This window comes from Aliidiomarina celeris (genome assembly GCF_003316875.1).
Classification (GTDB): Bacteria; Pseudomonadota; Gammaproteobacteria; order Enterobacterales; family Alteromonadaceae; genus Aliidiomarina; species Aliidiomarina celeris.
Window position 1 is genome coordinate 46,847 of record NZ_QMIL01000003.1, and the last position, 26,810, is coordinate 73,656.

21 protein-coding genes are annotated in these 26,810 nt (G+C 49.6%); 16 read left to right on the plus strand and 5 right to left on the minus strand.

Annotated elements, in window-relative coordinates:
* Nucleotide 1: 1 nt before the first annotated feature.
* The gene (locus DQW12_RS07760) at nt 2-1,543 is read left to right on the plus strand and encodes a M17 family metallopeptidase (RefSeq protein WP_113907301.1); all 1,542 of its coding nucleotides are present in this window, start codon (nt 2-4) and stop codon (nt 1,541-1,543) included.
* A 25-nt stretch (nt 1,544-1,568) separates the two neighbouring features.
* Here DQW12_RS07760 and DQW12_RS07765 read toward each other — a convergent pair whose 3' ends face one another.
* Nucleotides 1,569-1,967: an acyl-CoA thioesterase gene (locus tag DQW12_RS07765; RefSeq protein WP_113907302.1), complete on the minus strand. Its 399-nt coding sequence runs from the start codon at nt 1,965-1,967 to the stop codon at nt 1,569-1,571.
* A 43-nt stretch (nt 1,968-2,010) separates the two neighbouring features.
* A complete protein-coding gene (locus DQW12_RS07770; RefSeq protein WP_113907303.1) occupies nt 2,011-4,221 on the minus strand; it encodes a TonB-dependent receptor in 2,211 nt (736 codons plus the stop codon).
* A 198-nt stretch (nt 4,222-4,419) separates the two neighbouring features.
* Between DQW12_RS07770 and DQW12_RS07775 the strand changes: the two genes are divergently transcribed.
* On the plus strand, nt 4,420-6,099 hold the full coding sequence (locus DQW12_RS07775; RefSeq protein ID WP_113907304.1) for a M28 family metallopeptidase: 1,680 nt from the start codon (nt 4,420-4,422) through the stop codon (nt 6,097-6,099).
* On the plus strand, nt 6,099-6,530 hold the full coding sequence (locus DQW12_RS07780) for an HIT domain-containing protein (RefSeq protein ID WP_113907305.1): 432 nt from the start codon (nt 6,099-6,101) through the stop codon (nt 6,528-6,530). Before DQW12_RS07775 ends, DQW12_RS07780 begins: the two co-directional genes overlap by 1 nt.
* Here DQW12_RS07780 and fldB read toward each other — a convergent pair.
* Nucleotides 6,503-7,024: a flavodoxin FldB gene (gene fldB, locus DQW12_RS07785; protein WP_113907306.1), complete on the minus strand. Its 522-nt coding sequence runs from the start codon at nt 7,022-7,024 to the stop codon at nt 6,503-6,505. The two genes, DQW12_RS07780 and fldB, sit on opposite strands and share 28 nt — an antisense overlap.
* 144 nt (nt 7,025-7,168) lie before the next feature.
* Here fldB and DQW12_RS07790 point away from each other — a divergent pair, with 144 nt between their 5' ends.
* Nucleotides 7,169-7,456, plus strand: a complete 288-nt coding sequence (locus DQW12_RS07790) for a YfcL family protein (protein ID WP_113907307.1) — start codon at nt 7,169-7,171, stop codon at nt 7,454-7,456.
* Here DQW12_RS07790 and mnmC1 read toward each other — a convergent pair.
* The gene (mnmC1, locus tag DQW12_RS07795) at nt 7,453-9,384 is read right to left on the minus strand and encodes an FAD-dependent 5-carboxymethylaminomethyl-2-thiouridine(34) oxidoreductase MnmC1 (protein WP_113907308.1); all 1,932 of its coding nucleotides are present in this window, start codon (nt 9,382-9,384) and stop codon (nt 7,453-7,455) included. The two genes, DQW12_RS07790 and mnmC1, sit on opposite strands and share 4 nt — an antisense overlap.
* Before the next feature lie 97 nt (nt 9,385-9,481).
* On the opposite strand from mnmC1, the gene fabB reads away from it, so the two are divergent.
* The 11 genes from fabB to DQW12_RS07850 all read left to right on the plus strand — a co-directional run bounded on the left by fabB (nt 9,482) and on the right by DQW12_RS07850 (nt 22,485).
* Complete coding sequence (gene fabB, locus DQW12_RS07800) at nt 9,482-10,696, plus strand: beta-ketoacyl-ACP synthase I (protein WP_113907309.1); 1,215 nt, start codon at nt 9,482-9,484, stop codon at nt 10,694-10,696.
* Nucleotides 10,697-10,759: 63 nt separating this feature from the next.
* Nucleotides 10,760-11,965 (plus strand): 4-phosphoerythronate dehydrogenase, encoded by a 1,206-nt coding sequence (locus tag DQW12_RS07805; protein WP_113907310.1) that lies wholly within the window; start codon nt 10,760-10,762, stop codon nt 11,963-11,965.
* Nucleotides 11,966-12,016: 51 nt separating this feature from the next.
* Entirely contained in the window at nt 12,017-13,033 is a 1,017-nt protein-coding gene (locus tag DQW12_RS07810; protein ID WP_113907311.1) for an aspartate-semialdehyde dehydrogenase, read from the plus strand.
* Nucleotides 13,034-13,161: 128 nt separating this feature from the next.
* Nucleotides 13,162-15,723, plus strand: a complete 2,562-nt coding sequence (locus DQW12_RS07815) for a FimV/HubP family polar landmark protein (protein WP_113907312.1) — start codon at nt 13,162-13,164, stop codon at nt 15,721-15,723.
* 9 nt (nt 15,724-15,732) lie between these two features.
* Nucleotides 15,733-16,515, plus strand: a complete 783-nt coding sequence (truA, locus tag DQW12_RS07820; protein WP_113907313.1) for a tRNA pseudouridine(38-40) synthase TruA — start codon at nt 15,733-15,735, stop codon at nt 16,513-16,515.
* 171 nt (nt 16,516-16,686) lie between these two features.
* Nucleotides 16,687-17,565 carry an acetyl-CoA carboxylase, carboxyltransferase subunit beta gene (gene accD, locus DQW12_RS07825; protein ID WP_113907314.1) on the plus strand — a complete coding sequence of 293 codons (879 nt, stop codon included), beginning with the start codon at nt 16,687-16,689 and terminating at the stop codon, nt 17,563-17,565.
* Between the two features lie 26 nt (nt 17,566-17,591).
* Nucleotides 17,592-18,860: a bifunctional tetrahydrofolate synthase/dihydrofolate synthase gene (folC, locus tag DQW12_RS07830; protein ID WP_113907315.1), complete on the plus strand. Its 1,269-nt coding sequence runs from the start codon at nt 17,592-17,594 to the stop codon at nt 18,858-18,860.
* Nucleotides 18,850-19,446, plus strand: a complete 597-nt coding sequence (locus DQW12_RS07835) for an SPOR domain-containing protein (protein WP_113907316.1) — start codon at nt 18,850-18,852, stop codon at nt 19,444-19,446. Before folC ends, DQW12_RS07835 begins: the two co-directional genes overlap by 11 nt.
* Nucleotides 19,447-19,517: 71 nt before the next feature.
* The gene (locus tag DQW12_RS07840) at nt 19,518-20,018 is read left to right on the plus strand and encodes a CvpA family protein (RefSeq protein WP_113907317.1); all 501 of its coding nucleotides are present in this window, start codon (nt 19,518-19,520) and stop codon (nt 20,016-20,018) included.
* Between the two features lie 4 nt (nt 20,019-20,022).
* Complete coding sequence (gene purF / locus DQW12_RS07845; protein ID WP_113907318.1) at nt 20,023-21,534, plus strand: amidophosphoribosyltransferase; 1,512 nt, start codon at nt 20,023-20,025, stop codon at nt 21,532-21,534.
* A 24-nt stretch (nt 21,535-21,558) separates the two neighbouring features.
* A complete protein-coding gene (locus DQW12_RS07850; RefSeq protein ID WP_157957877.1) occupies nt 21,559-22,485 on the plus strand; it encodes a TraB/GumN family protein in 927 nt (308 codons plus the stop codon).
* Here the strand turns inward: DQW12_RS07850 and astB are convergent.
* The gene (gene astB / locus DQW12_RS07855; RefSeq protein ID WP_113907320.1) at nt 22,459-23,796 is read right to left on the minus strand and encodes an N-succinylarginine dihydrolase; all 1,338 of its coding nucleotides are present in this window, start codon (nt 23,794-23,796) and stop codon (nt 22,459-22,461) included. The two genes, DQW12_RS07850 and astB, sit on opposite strands and share 27 nt — an antisense overlap.
* 329 nt (nt 23,797-24,125) lie before the next feature.
* Here astB and topA point away from each other — a divergent pair, with 329 nt between their 5' ends.
* Nucleotides 24,126-26,801 (plus strand): type I DNA topoisomerase, encoded by a 2,676-nt coding sequence (topA, locus tag DQW12_RS07860; protein ID WP_113907321.1) that lies wholly within the window; start codon nt 24,126-24,128, stop codon nt 26,799-26,801.
* Nucleotides 26,802-26,810: the final 9 nt, after the last annotated feature.

A 26,810-nucleotide genomic window follows, 5' to 3' on the forward strand; every position in this document is an offset into this window, starting at 1 on the left:
TATGGCATGGTTACATGCAAAAGAAGTTCAACCGCAGCAAGTAAGCTGGGACTCTATTTCAGCGCAACCATGGGACGCACTGGTTGTGGTAGGGCCAAATTTCGAGCAGCTCCCCGAGGCCTACCAGGTTGCAATTGAGCACGCTAAAAAGGCAGACCAAGCGGTTGGTGAACAATTAGCGGTAGTGCTTTGTGAGGCCGCTCCAGGGGGGCGTTTAGTGTTAGCGCCAACAGGAGCACTTAACCGTGATTACGACGATGTTCGCCGATTTTATGACGCAGCGCGCGGTGCAGTAGCTCGTATTGCAGCGTCGGGTGCGAAAGCTCCTGTGCTTTTGGCGACGGGTGTTCCTGCTGGCGAAGAATGGCAAATGGCCTTAGCTCACTGTTATTTGGGTGTAGCGCAAGGTGCGTATGAGCCGCTTGAAGCGCGCGAGTTTCATGGCGACGACTTGGAACCTTTTACTGCTTTAGGCGTGCTTGGTGAAGTTGACACACAATGGCTCTATGCTGTGGAAAGTGGGCGCAGAGTTGCGCGCGATATTTGCGGTACGGAGCCCGAGCGAATGGCACCACCGCGCGCGGCGGAATACTGCCAGCAAGCCTTTGCCGGTACTTCGGTGCAGGTGCAAGTGTTCGACGACCGTATGCAACTCGAACATGAATACCCCTTGTTAAGCGCGGTCGGCCGCGCGTCGTTTGAAGTTGAGCGGCAACGGCCTTGCGTGGTGCGGTTAGAATACACACCAGAAGGTGAGGTTGAACAAACGCTATTTTTAGTGGGTAAAGGTATTACCTACGACACCGGTGGTGCCGACTTGAAAACCGGTGGCCACATGGCTGGCATGAGCCGCGACAAAGGCGGCGCTGCGGGTGTTGCTGGCTTTATGCGGGCGGTTGCAGCGTTGAAGCCGAAGGGCGTGAAAGTGGTTGCGGAACTCGCGTTTGTGCGCAACAACATTGGCAACAATGCCTTTGTGTCCGACGAAATTATTCAAGGCCGTTCAGGCGTTCGTGTGCGAATTGGCAACACCGACGCAGAAGGGCGGTTGGTGATGGCGGACCCACTGGCAAAGTTAAAAGACGAAGCACTCAAAGCGGTAAATCCCTCTTTGTATACAGTGGCAACGTTAACCGGTCACGCGGCCTTAGCGAAAGGGCCGTATACGGCATTAGTACCAAACAAACCAGCGATGCAGAAAGGTATTGTAGCGCGGCTGCTAGAAGCCGGAGAGCGTTATGGCGACCCTGCAGAGTTGTCGCCGAGTCGTCGTGAAGACTTTGACTTTGTGCGGCCGCACACCAAAGCCGACGATGTGCTTTCGTCTAACAATGGGCCGTCAGCTACTACGCCACGCGGGCATCAGTTCCCAATGGCGTTTTTAGTGATCGCGGCGGGATTAGATCAACATGGTGCGAACGGTGAAACCGCATTGCCCTATACGCACATTGATATAGCGGGCAGTGGCGTGGAAGGTGGCAATTGGCAACATGGCAAGCCAACGGCAACGCCGGTGCTAGCCTTAGCAGGTGCATTCTTATAGGTACAGCAGGAATTAGTAGGCGCCTTTAATGCGGCGCCTCTAATTTTAACGCGTCGAGTTCCGCTTTCGTTTTGCCGTGCGGTAGTGGGCGTCGGCTGTCGGCGTCAATGTGAACAAATACAATGTCGTCGGCAACGCATATATTTTGTTTGGTGCCCTTGTTACGGACCACGCAGGTAACCGCTAAAGAAGTTCGGCCGACACTTTTAATTTCCAAACCAAACTCAACAACGTCGCCCTGAAAAGCCGAAGCTTCAAAGGTAATGGCGCCAATGTGTTTGGTCACCAAGCTTTTTTCGCCGAGTTGGCAAGAGGCAAAAATATAGGCCTCTTCGTCGATCCATTCTAAAATACGGCCCCCAAACAGGGAGCCGGCAAAGTTAAGATCATTCGGCATTACTAAACGTCGAGATAGAAAACGCATACACTCTCCTTAAAAATACGCACCCTATCATTATACGTTAGTTTTAAAAGCGCGCACGAACTCCTATACCAATGTTACGGCCCGGCATGGGAGCGTAGTCTTTAATAAAGGAATTATGCGCGTAGCCTAAGCGATCAGAAATGTTCTCCGCTTTTACATAAATAGCAACGTCTTGGCCTTTTAACATGCCCGGATAATAGTTCACATAGGCATTCAGTAAACCATAGCCCTCGGTAACGTGCTCGTTTTCACCTATTTTGTCTTGCTTCATGTAATAGGTGTAACCGAGTTGTGCGTCCCAGTTTTGTTCGAAGAACTTGAGGTTTAAGCCGACCCGCTGGGCTGGAATACGCGGAACATTACCACCGTTAACAAACTTCGCGCGCGTATAATCGGTAAAGGCGCCGAGGTGCCAGTTCGCATTCAACTCATAGTGAGTTGAAATTTCGTAACCGAATAATTCTGCGTCTTGTTGCTGATACACATAAACAGGCAAAGAAGCGTCATGAGCATGACCATGGTCGTGATCATGGTGAGCTTGCTCTAGGGCGTCGCTAAAAATTCCGGTGTTGTGTTGGTAGACAAAATCATTAATACGGTTATAAAACACGTTGGCGTCGAAATGGAATTTGTCACCTTCATAATGCACGCCAAGATCAATGTTATTTGCCTTTTCTAACGCTAATGCGTTTGAGCGGGTAGCAATATGGTAGCTGCCATGGTCTTCCTCTGCGTGTTCGTGTTCGTGTTCGGGTGCATGATGATGTTCGTCGTGCAGTTCAAACACACCCCCAATTTCGTAGGTACGGGTTGCAAAGTGTGAGCCATTGGCAAACAACTCATTGGCTTGTGGCGCACGTTCGCTGTAACTCAGGCTGAGGCTATATTTCAGCGCGTCGTTAGCGCGATAAACGGCACCAAAAGATGCGCTTACTGGGGAATAGTCGAGTGTGGCGAAACGGTCAGTTTTAAGTTCAACTTGCTCTACCCGCGCGCCGGCTTCAATGGTAACGGCTCCGAAGTTGCGCTCAAGTAGCCAGAAAATACCCGCTAAGGTTGTGGTTGAAGCAGGTGTGTAGGCTTCTACGCCTTCGGCAACATAGTCTTGCTCTTTCAATTGTATGCCGACAGCTCCGTCCCAGCCTGCTATGGCGCTGTGTTTAGCGGTAGCACGAAACTCGGTTTGTTCCAGCGAAAAGCCAGACTCAACATAACCTTCTTCAATCTCATTATGAGTGAGCTCGGTGTAACCGAAGTTCAGCTCAAGTCGCTCAATTCCATTGATTGGATTGAGAAGAGCGCTAATGACCTGATACCGATCTTGTTTAAAGCGGGCAAAAACGCCAGCGTGAGCCTCGTGCTGGTCATGCTCGTCTTCGTGCGCATGTTCGTCTTCATGGGCGTGCTCATCTTCGTGGGCATGCTCGTCGTCACCATGGCTGTGCCCTGGAATGCCGTAGTCGCGTTCAAGACGGCCGTAGGAGAAACCGACAAAACCATTGTTGAGGAAATAGCTAGCGCCTACGTTAAAGCCCAGGTCGTCGGTAAAACTGTTTTCGATGTGCTGTGCTGTATGACCGTCTTCATCAAGGAAAGGAGGAACTTCATAGTCGTCGGCGTCACGTTTAAATCCGTCAATATTAAAAGCGAATTTATCGTTACCGGTAGTAACGCCTGCATTTACGGTGCGCTCATTGGCAACGCTACTTAACGACGCACCGTAATACCCTTCAGTACCGTCGGTTGGATTGCGCGGAACCCGATTGTCGACCACGTTCACAACGCCACCGCTGGCACCGCTGCCAAATAACAATGTTGAGGGACCACGAAAAATTTCGATTTGTTGGGCGGTTGAGGTTTCAGAGGTTACCGCATGGTCGGGGCCTCCGCGCGAAATGTCGGCAACGTCGAGCCCGTTTTGCAAAATCTTCACGCGTGGACCGTCGAGCCCTCGAATTACTGGGCTGCTTGCTGTAGGGCTAAAATAAGTGGCTTGTAATCCAGCGATATTACGCAGTGTTTCGCCAATAGTGGCGGCTTGGAACTGGCGTAATTCGTCATCACTCATAACGTAAATAGGCTGTGCACTTTCAATTGCCGCTTTGTCGAGTGGAGAGGCGGTAACAATAATACGCTCGTACCTGTGATCATGTTCGTGCTCTTGATCTGGGTTTTGTGCAGCCTCTTCGGCGAGCAGAGTACTTGGGCTGAGCAGTGCAGCAACGGCAAGCGCGATGGGCGTCTTATGCAGCATGGTGAGTCCTCGTCTTAAGTCATGATGATTTGTAATAATATAACATTACATCATTGTTCGGAGGTTTGGCAAGTGTAACTGTGGTATCAGCGGTCAGTTGCCGTTAGACTGCGACAAGTTTGTCGGCTTACTGTATTCATCGCTAAGCCTATTGATTATGCTAAGAACAATAAAAATTCAAAACTAGGAAGTCTATCCATGAAGTTAAAGCTGTTGATTACGGCTGTGGTTGTAGCCGTTACGGCTGTGGCCTGTAGCCCCGCAAAAGAAGACATTACACCAATAAAAGCAGAAGCGAATCGTATTCAGGCGCATTTGGAGTTTCTTGCCAATGACCTACTTGAAGGCCGAGATTCTGGAAAACGCGGCCACGAAATTGCAGCAGCCTACATAGAAGCGCAATTTAAAGCACTCGGTCTTAAACCTGCGGGAACCGATGGTTATTATCAGCGGGTGCCACTGCGCACTGCGCGCTTGGTGCCTGACAGTGCAAAATTCACTTTGCACGACGGTGATAACAACATTGAAATGCCATTTCCACGGGCTTTTCTATCGAGCCCCAGCACATTGTCTGAACATCGAGAAGTAACCGCACCGCTAGTTTTTGTCGGTTATGGTATTGTTTCTGATGAATTTGACATTGACGATTATGCCGGCCTTGATGTTGAAGGTAGCATTGTTGTGATGCTTGCAGGCCGCCCAGACTTTTTACCGAGCGAAGAAGCGGCGCATATTAACAGTATTAAAACAGAGCTTGCGGTAGAGCGCGGTGCAGTGGGCATTATTTCCGTGCATACGCCAAAAGCAGAGGAAGTGGTTCCCTTCGACGTACGCCGCATGTATGCGCGTTCACCTCGTGTACGCTGGTTAAATAGCGACGGCGTTCCTCATGGTGAATATGAGCAAATTAAGGGCAGTGCTTTGGTTCATTACGAAGAAGCAGACGCTTTATTTGCCCGCAGTGATATTTCACTTGAGCGTGTATGGGAGCAAATGGCTGCAGACGAAATGCCAACCGGCGCTCCGCTTAATCTTTCTGCGTCGTTGAGTGTGCGCTCTACCTTTGAGGAAATCGACAGCCCGAACGTTATTGCCATGCTTGAGGGATCGAACCCAGACGTAAACAACGAAGTGATTCTGTACACTGCCCATGCAGACCATATTGGTGTGCTGGAGAGCTTTAGCGAAGAAAAGCAAATTAATAATGGCGCCATGGATAATGCCTCGGGCGTTGCGGTGATGCTAGAAACGGCACGAATGTTCGTTGAAGCCGGCAAACAAGGGCAACCGTTAGGGCGTTCCATTATGTTTGCTGCTGTAACGGCCGAAGAACGCGGCTTGTTAGGTGCTGATTATTTTGCTAACAACCCAACAGTTCCTGTTGAAAATATTGTAGCGAACGTGAATCTGGATATGCCAGTTTTGCTGTACGACTTTGCCGACGTGGTGGCATTTGGTTCAAACCATTCGTCGTTGGGGCATATTGTGGCCGATGCAGCGGAGCTTAACGGGATTAAGCTCAGTGAAGATCCAATGCCGGAGCAAGCCTTGTTTACACGTTCAGATCACTACGCCTTAGTGAAACAGGGCATTCCCGCGGTTTTCTTAATGACGGGGTTTGAGTCTAAGAACGAAAATGAAGACGGCGGAGAAATTTGGGGGCAATTCTTTGCGGAACATTATCATCGTCCTGGTGACGATTTAGCAACGCTAAACGAGAAGTTTGGTGGCATTCGTTATGAAGCCGGTGCCGCGTTTACTCAGATTAACTACGACATTGGCCGCGTGATTGCCAATGACCGAGAGCGTCCAAGCTGGCACCCAGAAAGCTATTTTGGGCGCGTTTTTGCGGGCGGAGAAGGGAGTATTCGGCACTAATGAGTTGGCAACTGCATGCTCAACTAGCAAACGACACTCGGATAGCGGGCGACTTGCCGCTAAGCCGAGTGTTGGTAATGAATGACAGGCACTACCCGTGGGTTATTTTGGTGCCTAGGGTCGCAGACATTCGAGAAATTTATGAGCTGGGCGCTATGGAACAGCAACAACTACTACAGGAGTCCTCACGTTTGAGTATGTTCCTGATGGAGCGGTTTCAGGGCGATAAAATGAACGTGGCAGCACTTGGCAATATGGTGCCGCAGCTTCATGTTCATCATATTGTTCGTTTTAAAAACGATCTAGCTTGGCCACAGCCGGTGTGGGGCAAAGCCCCGGCAGAAGCCTACCCTGAGAGTGAGCTGAGTGACTTCTGCAGTCAGTTAGCAACAGGATTAAAACTTCAGCCGGCAATTTCTTCGAGTATTTGAGTACACCAAGTTGCAATGCGCTCGTCGGAGAGCTCATATTGGCTGTCTTCGTCGAGCGCTAAACCGACAAAATGGGACTGATCGGGCGTAAGCGCTTTGGAGGCGATAAAGTCGTAGCCTTGGTTTGGCCAAAAGCCAATACGCTTGAGGCTAGGTTGAGCAACCGCGTCGTGAAGCATGCCGAGGGCGTCTTGAAACCATTCGGCATAGCCTGCTTGGTCGCCCATGCCGTAAAGTGCCAAAGTTTTACCCGCTAAATTGAGCGTGCTTGCTTCTTGCCAATGGCTTTCCCAGTCGTCTTGCAGCTCACCAAAATCCCACGTTGAAATACCAAAAATAAGGTAAGTGTATTTTTCTGCTTCTGCCAAGGGCACATCTTTTATGTTGTGGAGTTCAACAATGTCTGCGCCAATAAAATCACGAATTTTCTCAGCCGCCATTTCGGTATAACAAGTCGACGAACCATAAAACAAACCAATCCGAAAATCACTCATGGGCTTACTACTTCCTCGGTTGCTCCAACGTTGCTGCAATTCTACCAGAAACACGAGCGTGGCTCGAAATCTATGGCTCAAATTTGTATACTCTGCTGCGCGCGTAACCAAAATACGGGTTACACACAACAATGAAGAGGATGTATGGCTTTAAAATCAATTAGCGAAATGTCGGACCAGCTTGATGCCGTGTTCGATCAGATAGTGGCGAACGGCAACGACGACGAATTATTCGCAAGTGGGTATTTGCGCGGGCATTTTGATTTGGTGGTAGCCAAGCTCTTGCTGGAAGGCATTGAAGACCAAAATGAATTTTGGCCTGCTTTGAAAGAGAATGTTGCGGCAAGTAACGACGAATTGAATACCATTGACCGTGAACTGGTGGAAAAAATGCTGGCGCGTTTAGAGCGCACAGCGCAGCATCCGGCTTAGCGCTTACCGCCGCGCTTCTGCTCACGGCGTGCAAAGCGGCTGGGCTGTAATGCTTTTATGAGATCACTACTAAGCGCCATGGGTTTGCCGAGTATTTGTGCGGCTAGTGTGGCCGCGCAAATGGGGGCGCTCGTAAAACCGCGCGAGCCAAGTCCAGACAATAACCACAAACCTTGCCAGTGAGCGCCCGTGGCTGTTCTCAGTGCTGGGCCTACCAGGGGCAGGTGGTCGGGTGTTGTCGCCCGCACCGACGCCCGAGCCGTTACAATGTCATCTTGTTGATAATGAATATGCAATAAGGCCTCAAGTTGCTCTAGGTTCGCGCGATTGTCGGCTTCGGTTGTAGCTTCACTGCAGCTTGTTTTGTCGAACGTGGCTCCGGTGCACAAACGCCCCTGCAATGGAGGTAGTACATAACCTTTCTGGCAACGTACATGGGTGATGTTGTGATCGGGTTTTGCCCGTACTACGGTTATTTGCCCGCGCACTGGCCGCACGCGCGCGAGGTTGTGGCTGTCTTGGCGGGTGCTGTTATTCTCATGCTCCTGCTCATAAACGGCAACGCCTTGATAACCGCTGCACAACACTACTTGGCTCGCTGTGTAAGCACCATTAGCGCTATAGAGTAGCCATTGTGTTCCTTTTTTTTGCAGGCCCGTAATGCTTTGTTGGTGATGAATTTCCGTTGTTAACCCTTTCTTGTTGCGGTAGCTAAGCGCACTGGCAACAATTTGTTTTACGGTAGTAGCAGGGGCAACCCAACCAGCCTGCGGAATATGCAAGCCATTTTCATGCCATTGCACTAGTTCATGTGGATAGTGCGGCACAGCGGCTACTTTTTGCAGTCGCTCGCGATCAGTTGTTGTAGCGGCTTGCAGTTCAACGCCACAGCTTTGAAGTCCGAGCTCGGTGTGTTGCTGGTAAAAGCTATTCGCGTATAGAAAGGCGTGCCCATAAAAGGCACTGAAACGATTCCACTGCGCCTGTAATGGCGGGTAAACCGCTGCTTGAGGGTTCCCCGAGGCGCCGTTGGCAAAATCGTCACCCGCATTGTGCAGCACAACTGTTCCCGGGAAGTCGCGAAGCTCGGTTAATAAGCAGGCTGCCGCTATGCCGCCGCCGATAATGTGAATGCTTTGGGTGCTGCCGTGATGGTGTAATAAATTAGCTGGCGCTTCCGTGTGCTGGCGCCTCGCCACCAACATTTCACGTTTGCTTGCAAAGCCTGCAACTTTTTTAACCCGCAGCCCAGCCGCCGTTAACCCACGGCGCACGGCACCGGTTGCTGTAAAGGTTGCCATGGTACCATTTGCCTTCAAGGTATGTGCGATAGCCCGGTAGAGCTCGGGTTGCCACATATCTGGGTTTTTGCTGGGGGCAAAGCCGTCGAGATACCAAGCATCGACCTTCGCACCCTGTCTTTGAGCCCATTCGGGCAGGCCCTCTAAAACGTCGCCTAAGTAGAGGTCGAGGGTAATACGTGGGTGCAATTGTAAGCGATGAAAGCCCGGTAATGGCATAGGGTATTTTTCAATCAGAGCCGTGATTATGCCCGTTATAGCACTGGCGTCGTCGCCGCACTGTAATTCAGGCCATTGCGCAACTGTGGCGGCAAAATCCTGAGGAGAAAGGGGGAATTTCTCAAAGGAAATAAACTGGAGGCTGGAATTGGCGCCTGCATGTTGTAAAAATGCTTTGGCCGTCAGCAAAAAATTTAAGCTCGTACCGAACCCAGTTTCCGCAATAACCCAGTGGCCCTGTGCTTGTGCTCGTTGCCAACGTGTTGGAAAATCATTTTGTTGCAAAAATACGTAGGTACTTTCTGCTATTCCTTGGCCACGAGTAAAGTACACATCGCCATGGAGTTCAGACTCGGGAGTGCCGGAGGCGTCAAATTTAAGCCGAGCATAGGAAATGGGTTCAGACATGAAAAAGCACTCGCTGAGCAGACCACTTAGGATTCAGTTTTTCGTTTGCGTTGGTACGCGTTATGATACGCACAAATATTAACATAGGACAGACAAGATGAAGCGAGCTGTGATCACCGGAATCGGCATTGTGTCGAGTATCGGCAATAACCAGCAAGAAGTTGCTCAAGCGTTACGCGAAGGGCGCTCAGGTATTACCCGTTCAGAAAGTTTTGCTGAAATGGGGCTACGTTGCCAAGTTTGGGGCGACCTGAAAATTAATGTAGCGGAGCATATTGATCGTAAAGCGCTGCGCTTTATGGGCGATGCGGCTGCTTATGCGTATATTGCGCTGGAACAGGCTATTGCCGACGCCGGCCTCACCGACGAAGAAGTGTCGAATGAGCGCACAGGCATTGTGGTGGGCTCTGGTGGTGCTTCTGGTGAACACCAAGTTGCGGCCGCCGATATTCTGCGCGAGAAAGGCGTAAAGCGGGTCGGCCCATACATGGTTCCGCGTTGCATGGCTTCTACTACCTCAGCTTGCCTTGCCACCCCGAAAAAAATTAAAGGTGTGAATTACTCCATTAGCTCCGCTTGTGCTACCAGTGCGCATTGTATTGGCCATGCGCTAGAGCTTATTCAATTGGGCAAGCAAGACCGTGTATTTGCCGGCGGTGGTGAAGAATTACACTGGACGCTAGGCATGGAATTTGACGCTATGGGCGCGCTGAGTAGTAAATACAATGACACACCAGAACGTGCTTCACGCACGTACGACGCAGACCGCGACGGCTTTGTGCCTTCTGGCGGTGGCGGTATTGTGGTGGTGGAAGAGTTGGAAACAGCTTTAGCGCGTGGTGCTACTATTTATGCGGAAATAGTAGGTTATGGCGCTACGTCGGACGGCTACGACATGGTGGCTCCTTCAGGTGAAGGCGCTGTTCGTTGTATGAAAATGGCCATGGGCGATTCCCACAGTAACATCGACTATTTAAATACGCACGGCACTAGCACCCCTGTGGGAGATGTGAAAGAGCTAGAAGCCATTCGAGAAGTGTTTGGTGACAACACGCCGTTACTCAGCGCAACAAAAGCCATGACTGGGCACTCGTTAGGTGCTGCAGGCGTGCACGAAGCTATTTACTCACTACTGATGATGCGTGACGGCTTCGTGGCTCCTTCAATTAACATCGATACCCTCGATGAGAAAGCCGAAGGTATGCACATTGTTCGTGAGCCGCAAAACCATACATTGAACACTGTGATGTCTAATAGCTTTGGTTTTGGCGGTACGAATGCTTCTTTAGTGTTCCGTCGCTTCGAAAAATAACGCAAAAAGGCTACACTGGCGCTTGAACAACCGGAACTCAGATCATAACCAAGTGATAGCGCCATGAAATTTCTTATTCACGAAAACCTGCCTCGACTCGGTGAACTCATCGAGTCGATTTTTTCTGTTGCGCATGGTTCGCCAATTACACCCACTATTGAAATTTTCAGCGGCCGCATACCCCCACCAGAACAACTTCTCGATACCGAGGTACTCCTTGTTCGTTCGGTAACTCGGGTTGATAAAACGCTGCTGGCGAAAGCCCCGGCGTTGAAATTTGTCGGTACCGGCACTATTGGCACTGAGCATATCGACGTGGGCGCATTAAATGAGCGGGGTATCGGCTTTGCCAGCGCCCCTGGCTCGAATGCAATATCGGTAGGTGAGTATGTGCTTGCCGCCGCTTTAGAATTGGCGACCCAAAGCAAAGTCGAACTGGCAGGAAAACGTGCGCTAGTGATTGGGGCCGGGCATACGGGAACCGAAGCCGGGCAACGGTTGGCTGCCTTGGGTATGGTGGTTCAATACATGGATCCAGAACCGGTAGTGACGCGTGTGGGCAAACAGTTCGTAGACTGGAGTGCATTAGCGCAAGCGGACTTAGTGACCTGTCATGTACCACTGACCAAAAATGGCAACTGGCCGACCTTTCATCTGTTCAATGCTCAGCGACTGGCAGAGCTTAAGCCTGGTGCAATTTTGATCAACGCCAGCCGAGGTGCGGTGGTGGATAATCAGGCGCTCTACCAACGTTTATTAAGAGAGCCCGCGGCTTTGCAGGTTGCGCTCGATGTGTGGGAAGGCGAACCGGCCATTATGAGCGAACTTTTGCCACAGGTTCAAATTGCGACGCCCCATATTGCAGGCCATAGTGCAGAAGGTAAGCTACGTGGCAGTATTCTACTTGCCGAGGCGGTGCGGTGCTTTTTTGCTAAGGCCTTGCCCGCACTGCACGTGGAGCAGAAACTGGCGGAATTAATGGCCGACGAGCCGAAAAGCGCGACGGTAGCGATAAACGCGTGTCCAACCCAAGAGGAAATTGCCCATTTAGTGCGCTCTGTATATCGGGTAAAAGAAGATGATCAGCAATTTCGCGAAGTCGCATTGTCGCCAGAAGGGTTTGAAAACATGCGCAAGCGCTACACCCAGCGGCGAGAACTTTCTAGCCAAACACTTACAGTGTCAGGCGTTGGAAATTCGGTTTGGCGCCTACAATTAGAGCAATTAGGCTTCAATGTTTCCTCGCCAGCCCCTGAAGCGGTGGAGTAAGACACAAAACAAACGTAGAATGGCCAAACGTGAAGAGAGTGAGGGTAAATAATGAGTTTAGAAGTGAATGTTGCGGTACTCGGTGCTACCGGGCTCGTTGGTAAGCAAATGATCGAATGCTTGGAAGAGCGTAAGTTTCCGGTGAAAACCCTGTTTCCTTTGGCGAGCAGCCGTTCAGCGGGTAAAGACATTCAGTTTCGAGGGGAAGAGCTGGAAGTGCTCGACGCCGAAACCTTCGACTGGAGCCAAGTTGATATCGCCTTTTTTTCTGCCGGTGGCAGCATTTCAGCTTTGTATGCGCCGCGTGCTGCAGAAGCTGGCTGTGTTGTCATCGACAATACCTCGCAGTTCCGTTACGAGCCGGACATTCCGCTGGTAGTACCTGAAGTAAATGGCTATGCCCTTGCAGATTTTCGCAATCGCAATATTATTGCCAACCCGAATTGCTCTACCATTCAAATGCTGGTGGCCTTAAAGCCTATTCACGACGCTTACGGTATTGACCGAATAAACGTGGCAACCTATCAGTCGGTTTCCGGTGCTGGCGCTTCGGGCGTTGACGAACTAGCCAAACAAACGGCGAATTTACTAAACGGTCGGCCTGTAGAGCCGGAAACCTTTGCACGGCAAATTGCTTTTAACTGTATTCCACAAATAGATGTGTTTTTAGACAACGACTACACCAAAGAAGAAATGAAAATGGTGTGGGAAACACAAAAAATATTGGGCGACGACACGGTGCGGGTGAATGCTACCGCAGTTCGAGTACCGGTATTTTTTGGCCATGCTGAAGCCATTCACTTGGAGCTGCGGCAACCGGTAGACGCGCAATCGGTGAAGGATTTATTGAGCCAAGCTCCGGGCGTTACCTTGCTTGATGATCGCGCAGATTATCCCACTCAAGTGAGCCATGCAGCGGGCCACGACTCTGTTTTTGTTGGTCGTGTTCGTGAAGACATTTCGCATCCGCAAGGCATTAATTTGTGGGTCGTTGCCGACAACGTACGCAAAGGTGCTGCCACCAACAGTGTACAAATAGCCGAGTATTTACTTGCAAACTACTGGTAAATAGGAGAAAACAAGGTGTCGGTAAAGGGTGTAAAGATTCCGTTGGAAACGCCGTTAACGAGATAGCCGTAAACGAAATAAGTGCTATGGTAGTGTCATAAAAATAAGTATTTATCAGGACCTATAAAATGACGGACTCAACTCAAGCAAACCTATTTTTTGCTGTTCCAAAGCGCAGTGTTTCGCCTGTTGTGCTTTTCTTTGTGCTTTTTATGGTGGGTTTATTTGCAGCAGAAGCCTTCGCACAAGAGCGGCGTCCGTTAGTCGTTCGTGGTCCCGCGGGGTCTGAAGCCGAAGACGTTCGCGTGGGTTCTGAGCGCTATGGGCCTATTCAGCCAACCGACACCTTGTGGACCATAGCGAGCCGTTTTCGGCCGCATCCTGATGTAACAGTGCAGCAAATGATGGCGGCGATCGTGCAAGCAAACCCCGATGCATTTCGTAATGGCAATGCGAACGAAATGTTAAACGGCTTTTACTTGCGTATTCCAAGTCTGCAAGAAATTCAAATGTTGAATCCGGAAGCGGCGCGCCGACAAATTGAGCTCGACGACCGAATTCAACGCCAAACCCAGCAATTAGAAGAACAACAGCGCGCTACCGAACAGCGCCAACAAGAACAGCAACGCATTGTAGAGCAAACCCAAACTCGTGCAGAGCAAGCCATTAACCAGGTGCAGGCTGAGTATGAAACAGAGTTTCTTGCGCTCCGTGAGCAGCTTGCGCGTTCTATTCAAAATACTGAAGCCGTGTTCAGAGATAATGCTGCTTTGCAGGAGCGTTTAGAGCGCTTAGAAACATTGCTTGCAGGCATTCAAGACGGCCTAATCGACAGCTCAGAGTATGAAGCGACGATAGAAAACCTGCGCAACGAACAAGCGGAATTACGCCGTGCAACAGAGCTCGTACGTGCACAAACAACACAAAAAACAAATTTAGAAACCTTATTAGAGCATCCTGCAGCGTTTGCGATACTGGCCTCGGTACCGGCTCTGTTCATGATCTTGCTGACAACCTTTTTATTGCGTCGCCGTGGTGGAGCAGAAGGCCAGCAGGCGGTTACTGAGCAGCAACAAGCAGCCTTCACTGACGAGTCTGAATTGAGTGACGAAGAGGCGCGCGCGGCGCTCGACCGCGAGCTAATGGGTGACCTCGCCGCCGATGACGAAGACTTACTTGCTGACGATCCTTTTGCCGGGCTTGATGACGACGAGGAGGGGGCCGATCTCGATAGCTTGTCTGACGAAATGCTGGTTCCCAGTGAGAAAGAATCGGTCGGTGTTCAGCTTGACGATAAAGATGATGACGAGTTTAGTAAGTTAGAGGAAGACTCCGACACAGCCTTCGACTTTGGCGAGCTCGACGATGATCTTGACGAGCCTGAAAATGCAGAGAGTGAACAGGCCGAGGATCTTGTGCCCAGCGATGACTTTGCGCTCGACGATGAAGCAGACAATGAAACCAATGACGATGACGAAGCGAGCGACCAGCTTGGGCAAGATGAACTGGATCGACTGTTAGCGGGCAATAGTACGGAAGACGCTGCGAACGCGCTTGACGATGACGTGCCTGAAGCTGAGGCGCAAGGGCTTGACGATGTGGCAGATGATGACATTGACGATCTGTTGCGTGATTTTGGCGGTGACGAGCCTGAAGCGGACGAGGCCGAAGCCGAAGCGGATGAGGAAGCGCTTGACGATGTGGCAGACGATGACATTGATGATCTGTTGCGTGACTTTGGTGGTGACGAGCCTGAAGCGGATGAGTCCGACGGGAGCGCTCAGCCTGAAGATGAAGATGAATCTGAGCCGGAAGAAACCTCGCGAAACGAAGATGTGCAGCAGGAAGAGCCTGAGGACGATTTAGACGACGTGGACATGGACGCGTTGTTTGACGAACTGGGTGTAGAAGACGACGCGGGTGAACTTGAACCCGAGGCTATTGAGTCACTGCTTGAAGACACCGAAGAGGATGAACTCAGTTTTGAGGCAGATGATCCAGAAGACGATTCCGATGAGACACAAACGCCCGAGCAGTCAGACGAAGAAGAAGGCGACGAGAATCTTAATGCCGATGACTTTGATGACGAAAACGAGCAGCCTGAGCCAGAAGCGATAACAGAAGCGTCGAGCGAAACCGATTGGAGTGACCTAGACGAGGACGACGCAGGCGCCGGATTCGATGATATCTCTGATGTGCTGGATGACGAAGAAGACGAAGAATACGACGAGCACGACGAAGGCGAAGAAACGAAACGCGATCAAGAAAGCAAAGCCGAAGCCGACGCGCGTAAGGCACTGGCCGAAGACGAAGAGCTGGACGAAACTTTGTTTGACCTAGACGACGAGGAGCTTCAGCAAGTTGCGGCGGAGGCCGAAGATGAGCTGGACAATTTGTTCGGGTTTAACGACGACAGTGCAGAATCAGAGAGTGAGCTGGCGGACGATTTTCGCGATATTGATGATATTTTGGCGGAAGCCGGCGATGAAGAGCCCGAGTTAGAAGACGACGAAGATGACACTTATAGGGCAGAAGATCAGCTTGCTGCCGAACTTGACTTAGCGCGCGCTTATATTGAAATGGATGAGCTGGATAATGCTCGCGAGTCAATCAAAAAAGTAATGGCGTCTGACGATGAGAATTTACGCAGCGAAGCACAAGCGCTGTTGGCTCGTATTGATAAAGAATAGTGAAGGTTCATGAGGTTAGCTTTAGGCGTTGAATATAACGGCCAGCATTACTTCGGCTGGCAAAAGCAACGAGAAGTACGCAGTATCCAAGGTGAACTTGAGAAAGCATTGTCGAAGATAGCCCAGCATGAAATTCAGGTGGTGTGTGCAGGCAGAACAGACGCGGGCGTGCATGCCACCCAACAAGTTGTGCATTTCGATACCGATGTGACTCGCCCGGATCGAGCATGGACGCTGGGTGTAAATGCCAACCTACCCGACGATATAGCTGTTCGTTGGGTGGCTCCAGTAGCGAACGACTTTAGTGCTCGCTTTAGTGCAGTTGCGCGGCGTTACCGATATTTAATTTATAACGCGCCCTGCAAGCCGGCTATTTTGAGTGGTGGCATTACCCATATTTATCACCCTTTAAACGCCGATCTCATGCATGAAGCTGCACAATGCTTGTTGGGCGAGAATGATTTTTCTTCGTTCCGTGCTGCCCAGTGCCAGTCGAATTCACCTTATCGCAACGTGCACCAAGTGAGTGTAACGCGCTATGGTGATTACCTTGTAGTGGACATTCAAGCCAACGCTTTTGTGCACCACATGGTGCGCAATATTGTGGGTTCGTTGTTGGTGGTGGGGCAAGGCGAACAGTCGCCGCAATGGATGGAGCAAATTCTCGCCGCCAAAGATAGAAAGCTAGCCGCTGCCACCGCAAAGCCGAATGGGCTCTACTTGGTTCAGGTTATTTATCCGAGTGCGATTGAACTTCCGCAAGTACCATTAGGTCCACTGTTTTTGCCTTAAACCGTTTTCGCCTTTACCTTTTCGCGAGAATGGTTGTATCGAGTCGTTGTTCAGAAAAAACGGCAGGGGAAGTGCTAAGACCACTTAGCGCTGCAATCGTTACGGGTTTTGTGCTTTAATGCACGGTCATAAGAGTTAACCGAGGCATGTGCCTCACAGTGATGGGTATTTATGAGCTGGATTGAAAAAATTCTCGCGAAACCTCAGTCGAGCAAACGCCGCAATATTCCTGAAGGCGTTTGGAGTAAGTGTGATGGCTGTGAAGCAATTCTTTATCGTGCCGACTTAGAGCGTAACCTACATGTCTGTCCGAAATGCAGTCACCACATGCGTTTGACGGCGCGAGAGCGTTTAGACGCCTTTCTTGATAGTGACGGTCGGGAAGAGTTGGGCGAAGAGCTGGAGCCGCAAGATTTACTAAAATTCAAAGATTCGAAAAAATACAAAGACCGTATTAGTGCGGCACAAAAAGCTACGGGCGAAAAAGATGCTTTGGTTGCCATGAAAGGGAAACTCAAAGGCCAAGGTATTGTTGCGGTTGCCTTTGAATTTAATTTTATGGGTGGCTCAATGGCCACAGTAGTGGGTTCTCGTTTTGTTCGCGCTGCGGAAATGTGTTTGAAAGAGAACATTCCATTGGTTTGTTTTTCGGCGTCTGGCGGGGCCCGCATGCAAGAAGCGTTATTGTCGCTTATGCAAATGGCAAAAACCTCGGCTGCACTGGCGAAAATGACCGAAAAGGGGATTCCCTATATTTCGGTGTTAACCGATCCAACCATGGGTGGTGTGAGTGCCAGTTTGGCAATGTTAGGTGACATTAATATTGGTGAGCCTAAGGCATTGATTGGTTTTGCTGGCCCGCGTGTGATTGAACAAACGGTACGCGAAACTTTACCCAAAGGGTTTCAGCGCAGTGAATTCCTGCTCGAGCATGGTGCCATTGACATGATTGTTGATCGTCGCGAAATGCGAAACAAAATTGCTTCACTGTTGGCAAAGTTTCAACACCTTCCGGCACCTGAACAGGAAATTATGAGTTCAGACAGCTAACGAGTACTAACAGTTAGGACACCAAAGTGAAGGAAACGAATTTAGAACAGCCACGCACACTTAATGCGTGGCTGTCTTATTTAGAGCAACTCCATTCAACTACCATCGACATGGGCCTTGAGCGCACGCAACGTGTTGCCCAAGCCTTAGCGGTGCAAAAGCCTGCACCTTTTGTGTTTGTTGTTGGCGGCACCAATGGCAAAGGCTCTACGGTAAGTATGCTTGAGCATATTCTACTCGCTGCCGGTTATTCGGTAGCAACTTACACCTCGCCACATATTGTGGATTACCGCGAACGCGTGCGCATAAACGGTCACTATTTGAGCGAAGAGGCGCATTGTGGCGCATTTGCTAAAGTTGAAGCCGCGCGACAAGGCACTTCGCTTACTTATTTTGAATTTGGCACCTTGGCAGCTCTGCAGCTCATTCAACAGCATGAAGTCGACGTTGCTATTCTGGAGGTAGGGCTTGGTGGGCGATTGGACGCCGTAAATGTTGTTGAGCCCAATGTCAGTATTGTTACGAGTGTTGATATTGATCACATTCAATTTCTCGGTAATGACCGTGAGCGTATCGGTTTCGAAAAGGCTGGTATTTTTCGTCCGAACTGCGTTGCTATTTGTGGTGACCCAGATGTTCCGAAACTACTTTTGGAACACGCTCAACAAATTGCAGCGAGGCTCTATTGCGTGAATGTGGATTTCGCCGCGAACCAAAGCGCGTCACACTGGGACTTTGAATGTGCGAATTCGCCATGGCGCGAATTGGTGTACCCACACCTACCGTTTCCGAATGCAATTTCGGCATTAGCAGCATTGCACCATAGTGGCTTAGTGGTGTCGCGCGAGCATGTTATTACGGGCCTGCAAACCGCAACTGTGCCGGGCCGCTTTGAAATTTGGCCAGGCGAGCCGTTACGCATTTTAGATGTGGCGCATAATCCTCACGCGGCGCGTTATTTGGCGCAAAGGTTGCGGGAAAAGGGCGGCGCCGGTCGTGTTTTGGCTGTATGTGGTATGCTTAACGATAAAGACATTCGAGCAACATTAAATGAAATGAAGCCCGTAGTGTCGGCTTGGTATTTCGCCAGCCTAAGTGGCCCACGGGGTGCGCAAGCAGGGCAATTAGCGGAGCTTACGAATGGCGCTGAACAAAAGTGTTACGAAAGCGTAAAAGAGGCATTGGCGGCGGCAACAGCACAAGCACATCGCGCTGATGTGATAGTATGTTTTGGTTCGTTTTATACCGTAGCAGCGGTGTATGAAGCAGAAGGGAGAATAGTCGGTGTCGAGTAGCCCGTTACAAAATCGAATTGTAGGCAGCCTTGTGGTTGTAGGGTTGGCCGTTATTATTTTACCCGAGCTTTTTAGTAATGCTGGGCGCCCACAAAATGATGAATTTCAAGTAACCCCGCTGCGGCCGGTAGCGACAACGAACTTGCAAAGCCCAAGCTTTCCAGAAGACTTCTCGGTTCATCAAGAGCAAGTGGACTCTGTTGTGGTGGTTCCGATTATCGACAACTTTGAACGCCAAGAGGTAGCCGCCACCGTTGATTTAAGCGACGCTTCTGCAGATTCGGTGACAGATAACCCCACCGCCGAGCCTAACCAAGCAAACCATAGCGAACTGAACAACGACGCATTTGTAATCCAATTAGGTGCTTTCAGTAATGCCGAGGCTGTTGAAAGATTACTAGGGCAGTTGCGGCGTGAAGGCTATACGGCATATACCCGGGTTCTGCGTAGAGAGAGCGGTGAGCTACAACTGGTTTTGGTAGGACCAGACTTGAGTGAGCAGGCACTTACTGCGCAAATAGAGCCACTTAAGGCGCTTACTGGGCTGGACGGAAAAGTTGTTCCGTATCGCCCCGCGAATGAGTAAATTGTTCACTATTTCGCACCTCTTTCTGATAGAATTTCGCCCGACTTTTTCTCATTGGCGGCTGATAGCTTATGGAATGGATTGACTACACAATTATTGGAGTGATAGCGCTCTCTGCGGTCATTAGTCTTATACGCGGGTTCGTACGTGAAGCCATGTCGTTGGCAGTGTGGATTGCAGCCTTCTTTATCGCAAGTTTATTCTATGTGGAACTGGCGGCTTACTTCCCCGGCATTGAAAACGACCTGATTCGCAACGGTACTGCGGTTACCATTTTGTTTGTTGCAACCTTAGTGGTTGGAGCTATGGTGACTTATCTGGTGGGGCAGTTGGTGCAAAAAACCGGCTTATCCGGGACCGACCGTGTATTGGGCGTTATTTTTGGCGCGCTGCGCGGTGTTCTCATTGTTAGCGCTATTCTCTTCTTACTCGACGTATTTAGCCCACTTTCGGAAGAAGACTGGTGGCAGCGCTCGATGTTAATTCCTCATTTTGACGTTTATATCGAATGGTTCTTTGGCTATTTGCAGGAAACTTCTAGTTTCTTGCAAACAACCGATTCTAGAGGTTAATACTATGTGTGGTGTGGTAGGTATTGTAGGTAATCAACCAGTGAACCAAGCGTTGTACGACGGCTTGACGATGTTGCAGCATCGAGGGCAAGACGCGGCGGGAATAATGACCATAGACGGTCACAGCCTTCGTTTACGTAAAGGTAATGGCTTGGTTCGTGATGTTTTCCACACCCGCCATATGCGTCGGTTGAGTGGTAATATTGGCATTGGTCATGTGCGCTATCCTACGGCAGGAAGTTCTAGCTCTGCTGAAGCACAGCCGTTTTATGTGAATTCTCCTTACGGCATTGCCATGGCACACAATGGCAATTTAACGAATGCTGATGTTTTACAGAACTCTCTTTTTGAAACTGCAAAACGGCACATTAATACCTCCTCCGACTCGGAAGTTCTGTTAAACATTTTTGCTCATGAATTGTTGAGTAAAAACCAAATGCATCTTACCGAAGACGATATTTTCGCTGCTGTTGGCCGCGTTCATCAGCAAGTTAAAGGTGCTTATGCAGTTGTGGCCATGATTATTGGGCACGGAATGGTGGCATTTCGCGACCCTCACGGCATTCGTCCGCTAGCGCTAGGTAAACGTGAAACCTTACAAGGCACGGAATATATTGTGGCCTCAGAAAGTGTCGCCATTGACGGTACGGGGTTTGAGTTTGTGCGAGATGTAGAGCCCGGAGAGGCGTTGTACATTACCGAGCAAGGGGAGCTTTATAGCCGCCAGTGTGCTGAAAACCCTGTTCATAATCCATGTATTTTCGAATATGTTTATTTTGCCCGGCCCGACTCCTTTATTGACGGTGTTTCGGTGTATGCCAGCCGTATTAATATGGGGCGTAAATTAGGCGAGAAGATTAAAAACGACTTCGCTCACCTGGACATAGACGTGGTTATTCCGATTCCAGAAACTGCTTGCGATATCGCGTTAGAAATTTCTCGTTTATTGAATTTGCCGTATCGCCAAGGGTTTGTGAAAAATCGTTATATAGGCCGAACCTTTATTATGCCGGGGCAAACTCAACGACGTAAATCGGTGCGCCGCAAGTTGAATGCGATTAGCGCTGAGTTTAAAGGCAAAAATGTGCTCTTGGTCGACGACTCGATCGTTCGTGGTACTACCTCAGAACAAATTATTGAAATGGCGCGAGACGCGGGTGCGAAGAAAGTTTATTTTGCTTCGGCGGCCCCGGAAATTAGATTCCCCAATGTGTATGGTATTGATATGCCTAGTGCAAATGAGTTGATTGGCTATGGCCGCGAAGTTGACGAAATTTGTCAGCTAATTAAAGCCGATGCACTTATTTATCAAGACTTAGCAGATTTAACTGCATGCGTAGAAGAAGAAAATCCAGCGCTTAAACAGTTCGAAGCCTCGGTATTTAGTGGTAGTTACGTAACCGGTGACATTAACCAAAACTATTTAGATCAATTGCATGCCTCACGCAACGACGCGAGTCGTGATAACGAAGAACAAGACGAATCCAATTTAGCGCTCTATAATGAAGCTGATTAGTGCGGCTAAATAGGAACAAGGATTGTGAACAATAAATTTAAACAACGCACCTTTCGAGGTGCGTTTTTGTTAGTGTTCTTTTTGCTGGTGCCAAAGGTATCGGCAGATATTTTTTATGAAGTAACTTGGCCGGATCGGAAAGTATGGTTGGTCGGGACTATCCACTTAGTTTCTCACAGTAAGTCGACCTTGTCTGAACACGCTATCGCTGCAATTGCAGAAAGCGATTATGTGTGGACTGAAATGACTCCCAATGAGCTCGCACGAAGTGCCGATTTACTGTTTGCGGCCGGCATGCGAGCGGAACCTTTCTTACAAGAGGAGCTAGAGCCGGAGTTGTGGCAGCAGCTCGCTGCTCTGAGCGCGCGCGTTGGCTTAGCCCCTTCGATTCTAGAACGCATGGAGCCTTGGCTTATTGAATATGTATTGATGGTCATGGTGTTACGTGCAGAGGGCTTTGACACGAGGCAAGGAATTGATCATCAAGTATTTGGCTATGCAGAGGCTTTGAAGAAAACAATACTCGGCTTTGAAAATGCAGAACAACAAGTAGAAATATTGGAGGCGAGTGCAGAACGCACCGCGGCAAAGGCTCATGTTGGGCGAATTCTTACTGAAGTTGATACTGTAGCAGAGGATTTACTGGAGCTAGAGCGGCTCTGGCAAGCTGGCGATCTAGAAACCATCTTCCAGCAAATTGTGGAGCCAATGAGTGACTACGCCGAGCATGTATTATTGACAGAGCGCAATCAGTCTTGGTTTCGCACACTTATAGCCGAAATAGCCGAGGGCGAAACCCATTATATTGCAGTTGGGGCGGCTCACTTACCGGGTGAACAGGGTTTGTTGAAACTTTTTGAACGGGCTGGCGCAGAGGTGAGCGACCGCAGCAATCTATTGCCGCAGTCGCTTGAATCCGACTCTTTAGTCTTGCTGGAAGGGATACACTGAACCAAGCTTCATAATTTGGGTAAGCTCGTCGAGCGCAGAACGCGACTCAATGAGGAGCTGAGGATCGGCAAGATCGTCACTGCTCAGTTCTTCACGATAATGTTTGTCGACCCACTGGTTAAGGCGCGCAAAGAGTGCATCGTTCATAATGCAAGCAGGGTTTACCGCGTCCAGCTCTTGGTCGTTTAACGCAACACGTAAGCGCAAACATGCAGGGCCTCCGCCATTGCGCATGCTTTGTTTTACGTCGAAATACTGCACACTCTGAATAGGGGTGTTTTTGCTTACGAGCTCTTCGAGATAACGCGATACGATATCGCTGTCGCGACACTCGGTGGGCGCAATAATGGTCATTTCGCCGTTCGGCAAAGAAATAAGCTGGGTGTTAAATAAATAAGTTTTCACCGCTTCAGCAACAGGAACTTGCGCTGTCGGCACTTCAATAAAGTACATGGGCGCGTCGAACTTTTCTTGTAGTTCTGCAAGCTTTTGTTCGGTATGTAAAAATGCCTCTTGGTGATAGAACAGCACGTTTTTGTTGCCGACCGCTATTACGTCGTTATGAAACACACCCTGATCAATAACCGCTGGATTCTGCTGAATAAATACCGTGCTTTCGTCACTTAAACCATGCAAACGCGCAACCGCTTCGGAGGCTTCGTAGGTTTGCCGCGCAGGGTATTGAGTGGGCGCCGGTTTGCTGCCATCGAAGGCATAGCGACCATAAACAAACATTTCGACCCCAGCATAGCCGTACTCTTTGCAAAAACGAGTATGGTTAGCCGCACCTTCGTCGCCAAAATGCTCATTATCAGGAAGGTGATGATGGTGCGTAAAATAGCGGTTGTTATTAAACATCGCTTTTAAAATACGGCCAGTGGTTGTGGGCTCGAGAGAACGATGAAACTTGTTGGTTAAGTTGGCCGGAGTAAAGTGCACACGACCGTCAGCCGTGTCTGCGCTTGGCGATACTGTGGCAGCGTTAGCGGTCCACATGCTCGATGCTGAACAGCAGGCCTGAAATATTGCGGGCGCTTGTTTGGCTGCTTTGGCGAGCACCTCAGCGTCTGAACCATGAAAGCCTATTCTGCGTAGTGCATAAATGTCAGGGCGCTCTTGTGGCGCAAGCACACCTTGCACGAGCCCCATGTCATGCAAAGCCTTCATTTTTTCTAATCCTTGCTTGGCAGCAGACCTTGGGCTCGATACACTGCGCGCGTTACTTAATGAGGCAACATTACCGAATGATAATCCCGCATAGTTGTGGGTGGGGCCAACGAGTCCGTCGAAATTCACTTCAAAGTGCTTCATGTGAGAAAGGCGCTCCGTATGGTTAAAACGAATTAAGCTCTAAAAATAAGCAGAATAAATTGAACAGCCATTATACGCACACTAGAGGCGATGAAAAGCCTTTCGTGGCGCGGCTTCTGGCGTTAATAAGCGGTAACTGACTAGCTATTCACTTTGCCTTTATTTGTATGCGATCAGCCTGTTCGGGTTGTCAGCTCGGCAGATAAACTATATATGTGTAAATAGAAGCCAAGACACTAGGCGTTAATAAATAGGCGTTTCTCCAGCCAAGAAGCATTGTAGTGCTGTTGAGAAACTCATGCATTGAATAAGTAGAGATAACGGATTTCATGGCTAAATCGCTCGTAATTGTAGAATCACCCGCGAAAGCAAAAACCATAAATAAATACTTGGGTAACGACTTTATTGTGAAGTCGAGTGTTGGGCATGTGCGCGACTTACCCACCAAAGCATTGAAAAAAGCACCGGCCAAGCCGGCGGCTGAAGTGCGAAAAATGTCGCCAGAAGAAAAAGAAGCCTACAAACAACAGCGCGAATATAAAAACTTAGTCATGCGTATGGGCATTGACCCTGAGCACGGCTGGGAACCGCACTATGAAGTGTTACCAGGCAAAGAAAAAGTAGTGAAAGAACTCCAATCGCTGGCAAAAAAAGCAGACCGTATTTATCTTGCGACGGATTTGGACCGCGAAGGAGAGGCGATTGCATGGCACTTGAAGGAGCTGATTGGCGGCGACGATGCGAATTATCAGCGGGTGGTGTTCAACGAAATAACCCAAAAAGCGATTCAAAGCGCGTTTTCTGCGCCTTCAGAACTTAATGTAGCGCGAGTGAATGCGCAGCAAACCCGTCGTTTTCTTGATCGTGTGGTTGGCTTTATGTTGTCGCCGCTGCTGTGGAAAAAAATAGCGCGAGGGCTTTCTGCCGGTCGAGTGCAGTCGGTGGCAGTGCGCTTAGTAGTGGAGCGTGAGCGCGAAATTAAGGCGTTTAATCCAGAAGAATACTGGGATTTATATGCCGATTTAAAAGCCCAGCAAGGCGAAGCACGCTTTCAAGTAGCAAAGTTTCAGGGTAAGGGGTTTAAAGCGTCGAATAAAACCCAAGCCGACACGGCGGTTAAGGCATTAGAAAACGCGAACTACAGCGTTACGTCGCGTGAAGACAAGCCAACGCAAAGTCGGCCAGGTGCGCCTTTTATTACGTCTACTTTACAGCAGGCAGCGAGCACGCGGCTTGGTTTCGGCGTGAAGAAAACCATGACCATGGCGCAGCGGCTTTATGAGGCCGGTTATATTACGTACATGCGAACGGACTCGACTCATTTGAGCCAAGACGCATTACAAAGCGCGCGTGGATTTATTGAAAAAGAGTTTGGTAAAGAGTATTTGCCAGAAAAACCGAATTTTTATGGTGCGAAGGCCAATGCACAGGAAGCCCACGAAGCAATTCGGCCTTCTAACGTGAGCATTCGTTCGCATCAGCTCAATGGTGTCGATCGTGACGCTGAACGGCTCTATGAGCTAATTTGGCGCCAGTTTGTTGCTTGCCAAATGGTTCCGGCTCGATACGATTCAACCAGTTTAACCGTTACTGCGGGTGACTACGAATTAAAAGCACGTGGTCGGGTGATGCGTTTTGATGGGTGGACTAAAGTTCAACCGCAAGTCAACCGTAAGGGCGATGATGCCGCGCTGCCGGATATTCAACAAGGCGAAACGCTGAATCTGTTAGCTTTAGACCCGCAGCAGCATTTTACCAAGCCCCCGGCGCGTTACAGTGAAGCGTCGCTGGTGAAAGAACTTGAAAAACGCGGTATTGGTCGCCCCTCAACCTACGCGTCTATTATTTCGACCATTCAAGATCGTGGTTATGTGCGTGTTGACCAGCGGCGTTTTTATGCAGAGAAAATGGGCGAAATTGTGACCGATCGTCTCGCTGAAAACTTTGCTACCTTGATGAGTTACAACTTTACCGCCGAAATGGAGCAGCGACTCGACGATATCGCTGAAGGAAAAGAAGACTGGAAAGTGGCGTTAGATCAATTCTATGCCGACTTCAAAAATACACTAGAACGTGCTGAAGCCGCTGAAGAAGAGGGCGGGATGCGCGCCAATGCGCCGGTAATGACCGATATAGACTGTCCGAGCTGCGGCCGAAAAATGGGTATTCGCACGGCGTCTACCGGCGTATTTCTGGGCTGTAGTGGTTACAACCTTGACCCGAAAGATCGCTGCACCAAAACAATGAATTTACTGCCGGGCGACGAAGCGGTAAAAATTGCCGAAGGTGACGAAGATAGCGAAGCTGAAGCGGTAGCGTTAATGGCTCGTAAGCGTTGTCCAAAGTGCAGCACTGCAATGGACAGTTACCTGCTTGATGAAAACCGAAAGTTGCATGTTTGTGGGCGTAATCCAATTTGTGACGGTAATCTAATTGAGCAGGGAACCTATCGTATTAAGGGTTACGAAGGCCCGCTAATTGAATGTGATAAATGTGGCTCAGACATGCAGTTAAAAGCGGGCCGTTTTGGTAAGTACTTCGGCTGCACCAATGAAGAGTGTAAAAACACGCGTAAATTATTACGCAATGGTGAAGCGGCGCCACCGAAGGAAGACCCGGTGCACTTGCCTGAACTTCCGTGTGAAAACTCAGACGCCTATTTTGTGTTACGTGACGGTGCGTCAGGCATATTTATGTCGGCCAGTACCTTTCCACGCTCGCGCGAAACACGTGCGGTTAAAGTTGCTGAATTAAAGCGCTTTGAAGAACGGTTACCAGAGAAATTTAAGTATTTAGCTCAAGCACCTAGTGCTGATCCCAATGGTAATGAAGCGATAGTCCGGTATAGCCGCAAGGAAAAAATTCAGTACGTTATGTCTGAATTGGATGGCAAACCTACCGGTTGGCAGTCATATTATCAGAACGGCAAGTGGGTAGACGTAGAAGGTAAACCGAAAGCGTCACCTGCGAAGAGAAAAGGGAAAGTAACCCGCAAGAAAAAATAATCATGGAGT

Bases quoted from the DNA above. Each gene is read 5' to 3' on its own strand.
- fabB (WP_113907309.1), top strand. From the start codon at position 9,482: ATGAAGCGAGCTGTGATCACCGGAATCGGCATTGTGTCGAGTATCGGC.
- DQW12_RS07765 (WP_113907302.1), bottom strand. From the start codon at position 1,967: ATGCGTTTTCTATCTCGACGTTTAGTAATGCCGAATGATCTTAACTTT.
- DQW12_RS07810 (WP_113907311.1), top strand. From the start codon at position 12,017: ATGAGTTTAGAAGTGAATGTTGCGGTACTCGGTGCTACCGGGCTCGTT.
- fldB (WP_113907306.1), bottom strand. From the start codon at position 7,024: ATGAGTGATTTTCGGATTGGTTTGTTTTATGGTTCGTCGACTTGTTAT.
- DQW12_RS07760 (WP_113907301.1), top strand. From the start codon at position 2: ATGGCATGGTTACATGCAAAAGAAGTTCAACCGCAGCAAGTAAGCTGG.
- mnmC1 (WP_113907308.1), bottom strand. From the start codon at position 9,384: ATGTCTGAACCCATTTCCTATGCTCGGCTTAAATTTGACGCCTCCGGC.
- DQW12_RS07780 (WP_113907305.1), top strand. From the start codon at position 6,099: ATGAGTTGGCAACTGCATGCTCAACTAGCAAACGACACTCGGATAGCG.
- accD (WP_113907314.1), top strand. From the start codon at position 16,687: ATGAGCTGGATTGAAAAAATTCTCGCGAAACCTCAGTCGAGCAAACGC.
- topA (WP_113907321.1), top strand. From the start codon at position 24,126: ATGGCTAAATCGCTCGTAATTGTAGAATCACCCGCGAAAGCAAAAACC.
- DQW12_RS07815 (WP_113907312.1), top strand. From the start codon at position 13,162: ATGACGGACTCAACTCAAGCAAACCTATTTTTTGCTGTTCCAAAGCGC.
- DQW12_RS07790 (WP_113907307.1), top strand. From the start codon at position 7,169: ATGGCTTTAAAATCAATTAGCGAAATGTCGGACCAGCTTGATGCCGTG.
- purF (WP_113907318.1), top strand. From the start codon at position 20,023: ATGTGTGGTGTGGTAGGTATTGTAGGTAATCAACCAGTGAACCAAGCG.
- DQW12_RS07770 (WP_113907303.1), bottom strand. From the start codon at position 4,221: ATGCTGCATAAGACGCCCATCGCGCTTGCCGTTGCTGCACTGCTCAGC.
- astB (WP_113907320.1), bottom strand. From the start codon at position 23,796: ATGAAGCACTTTGAAGTGAATTTCGACGGACTCGTTGGCCCCACCCAC.
- truA (WP_113907313.1), top strand. From the start codon at position 15,733: ATGAGGTTAGCTTTAGGCGTTGAATATAACGGCCAGCATTACTTCGGC.
- DQW12_RS07805 (WP_113907310.1), top strand. From the start codon at position 10,760: ATGAAATTTCTTATTCACGAAAACCTGCCTCGACTCGGTGAACTCATC.
- DQW12_RS07840 (WP_113907317.1), top strand. From the start codon at position 19,518: ATGGAATGGATTGACTACACAATTATTGGAGTGATAGCGCTCTCTGCG.
- DQW12_RS07775 (WP_113907304.1), top strand. From the start codon at position 4,420: ATGAAGTTAAAGCTGTTGATTACGGCTGTGGTTGTAGCCGTTACGGCT.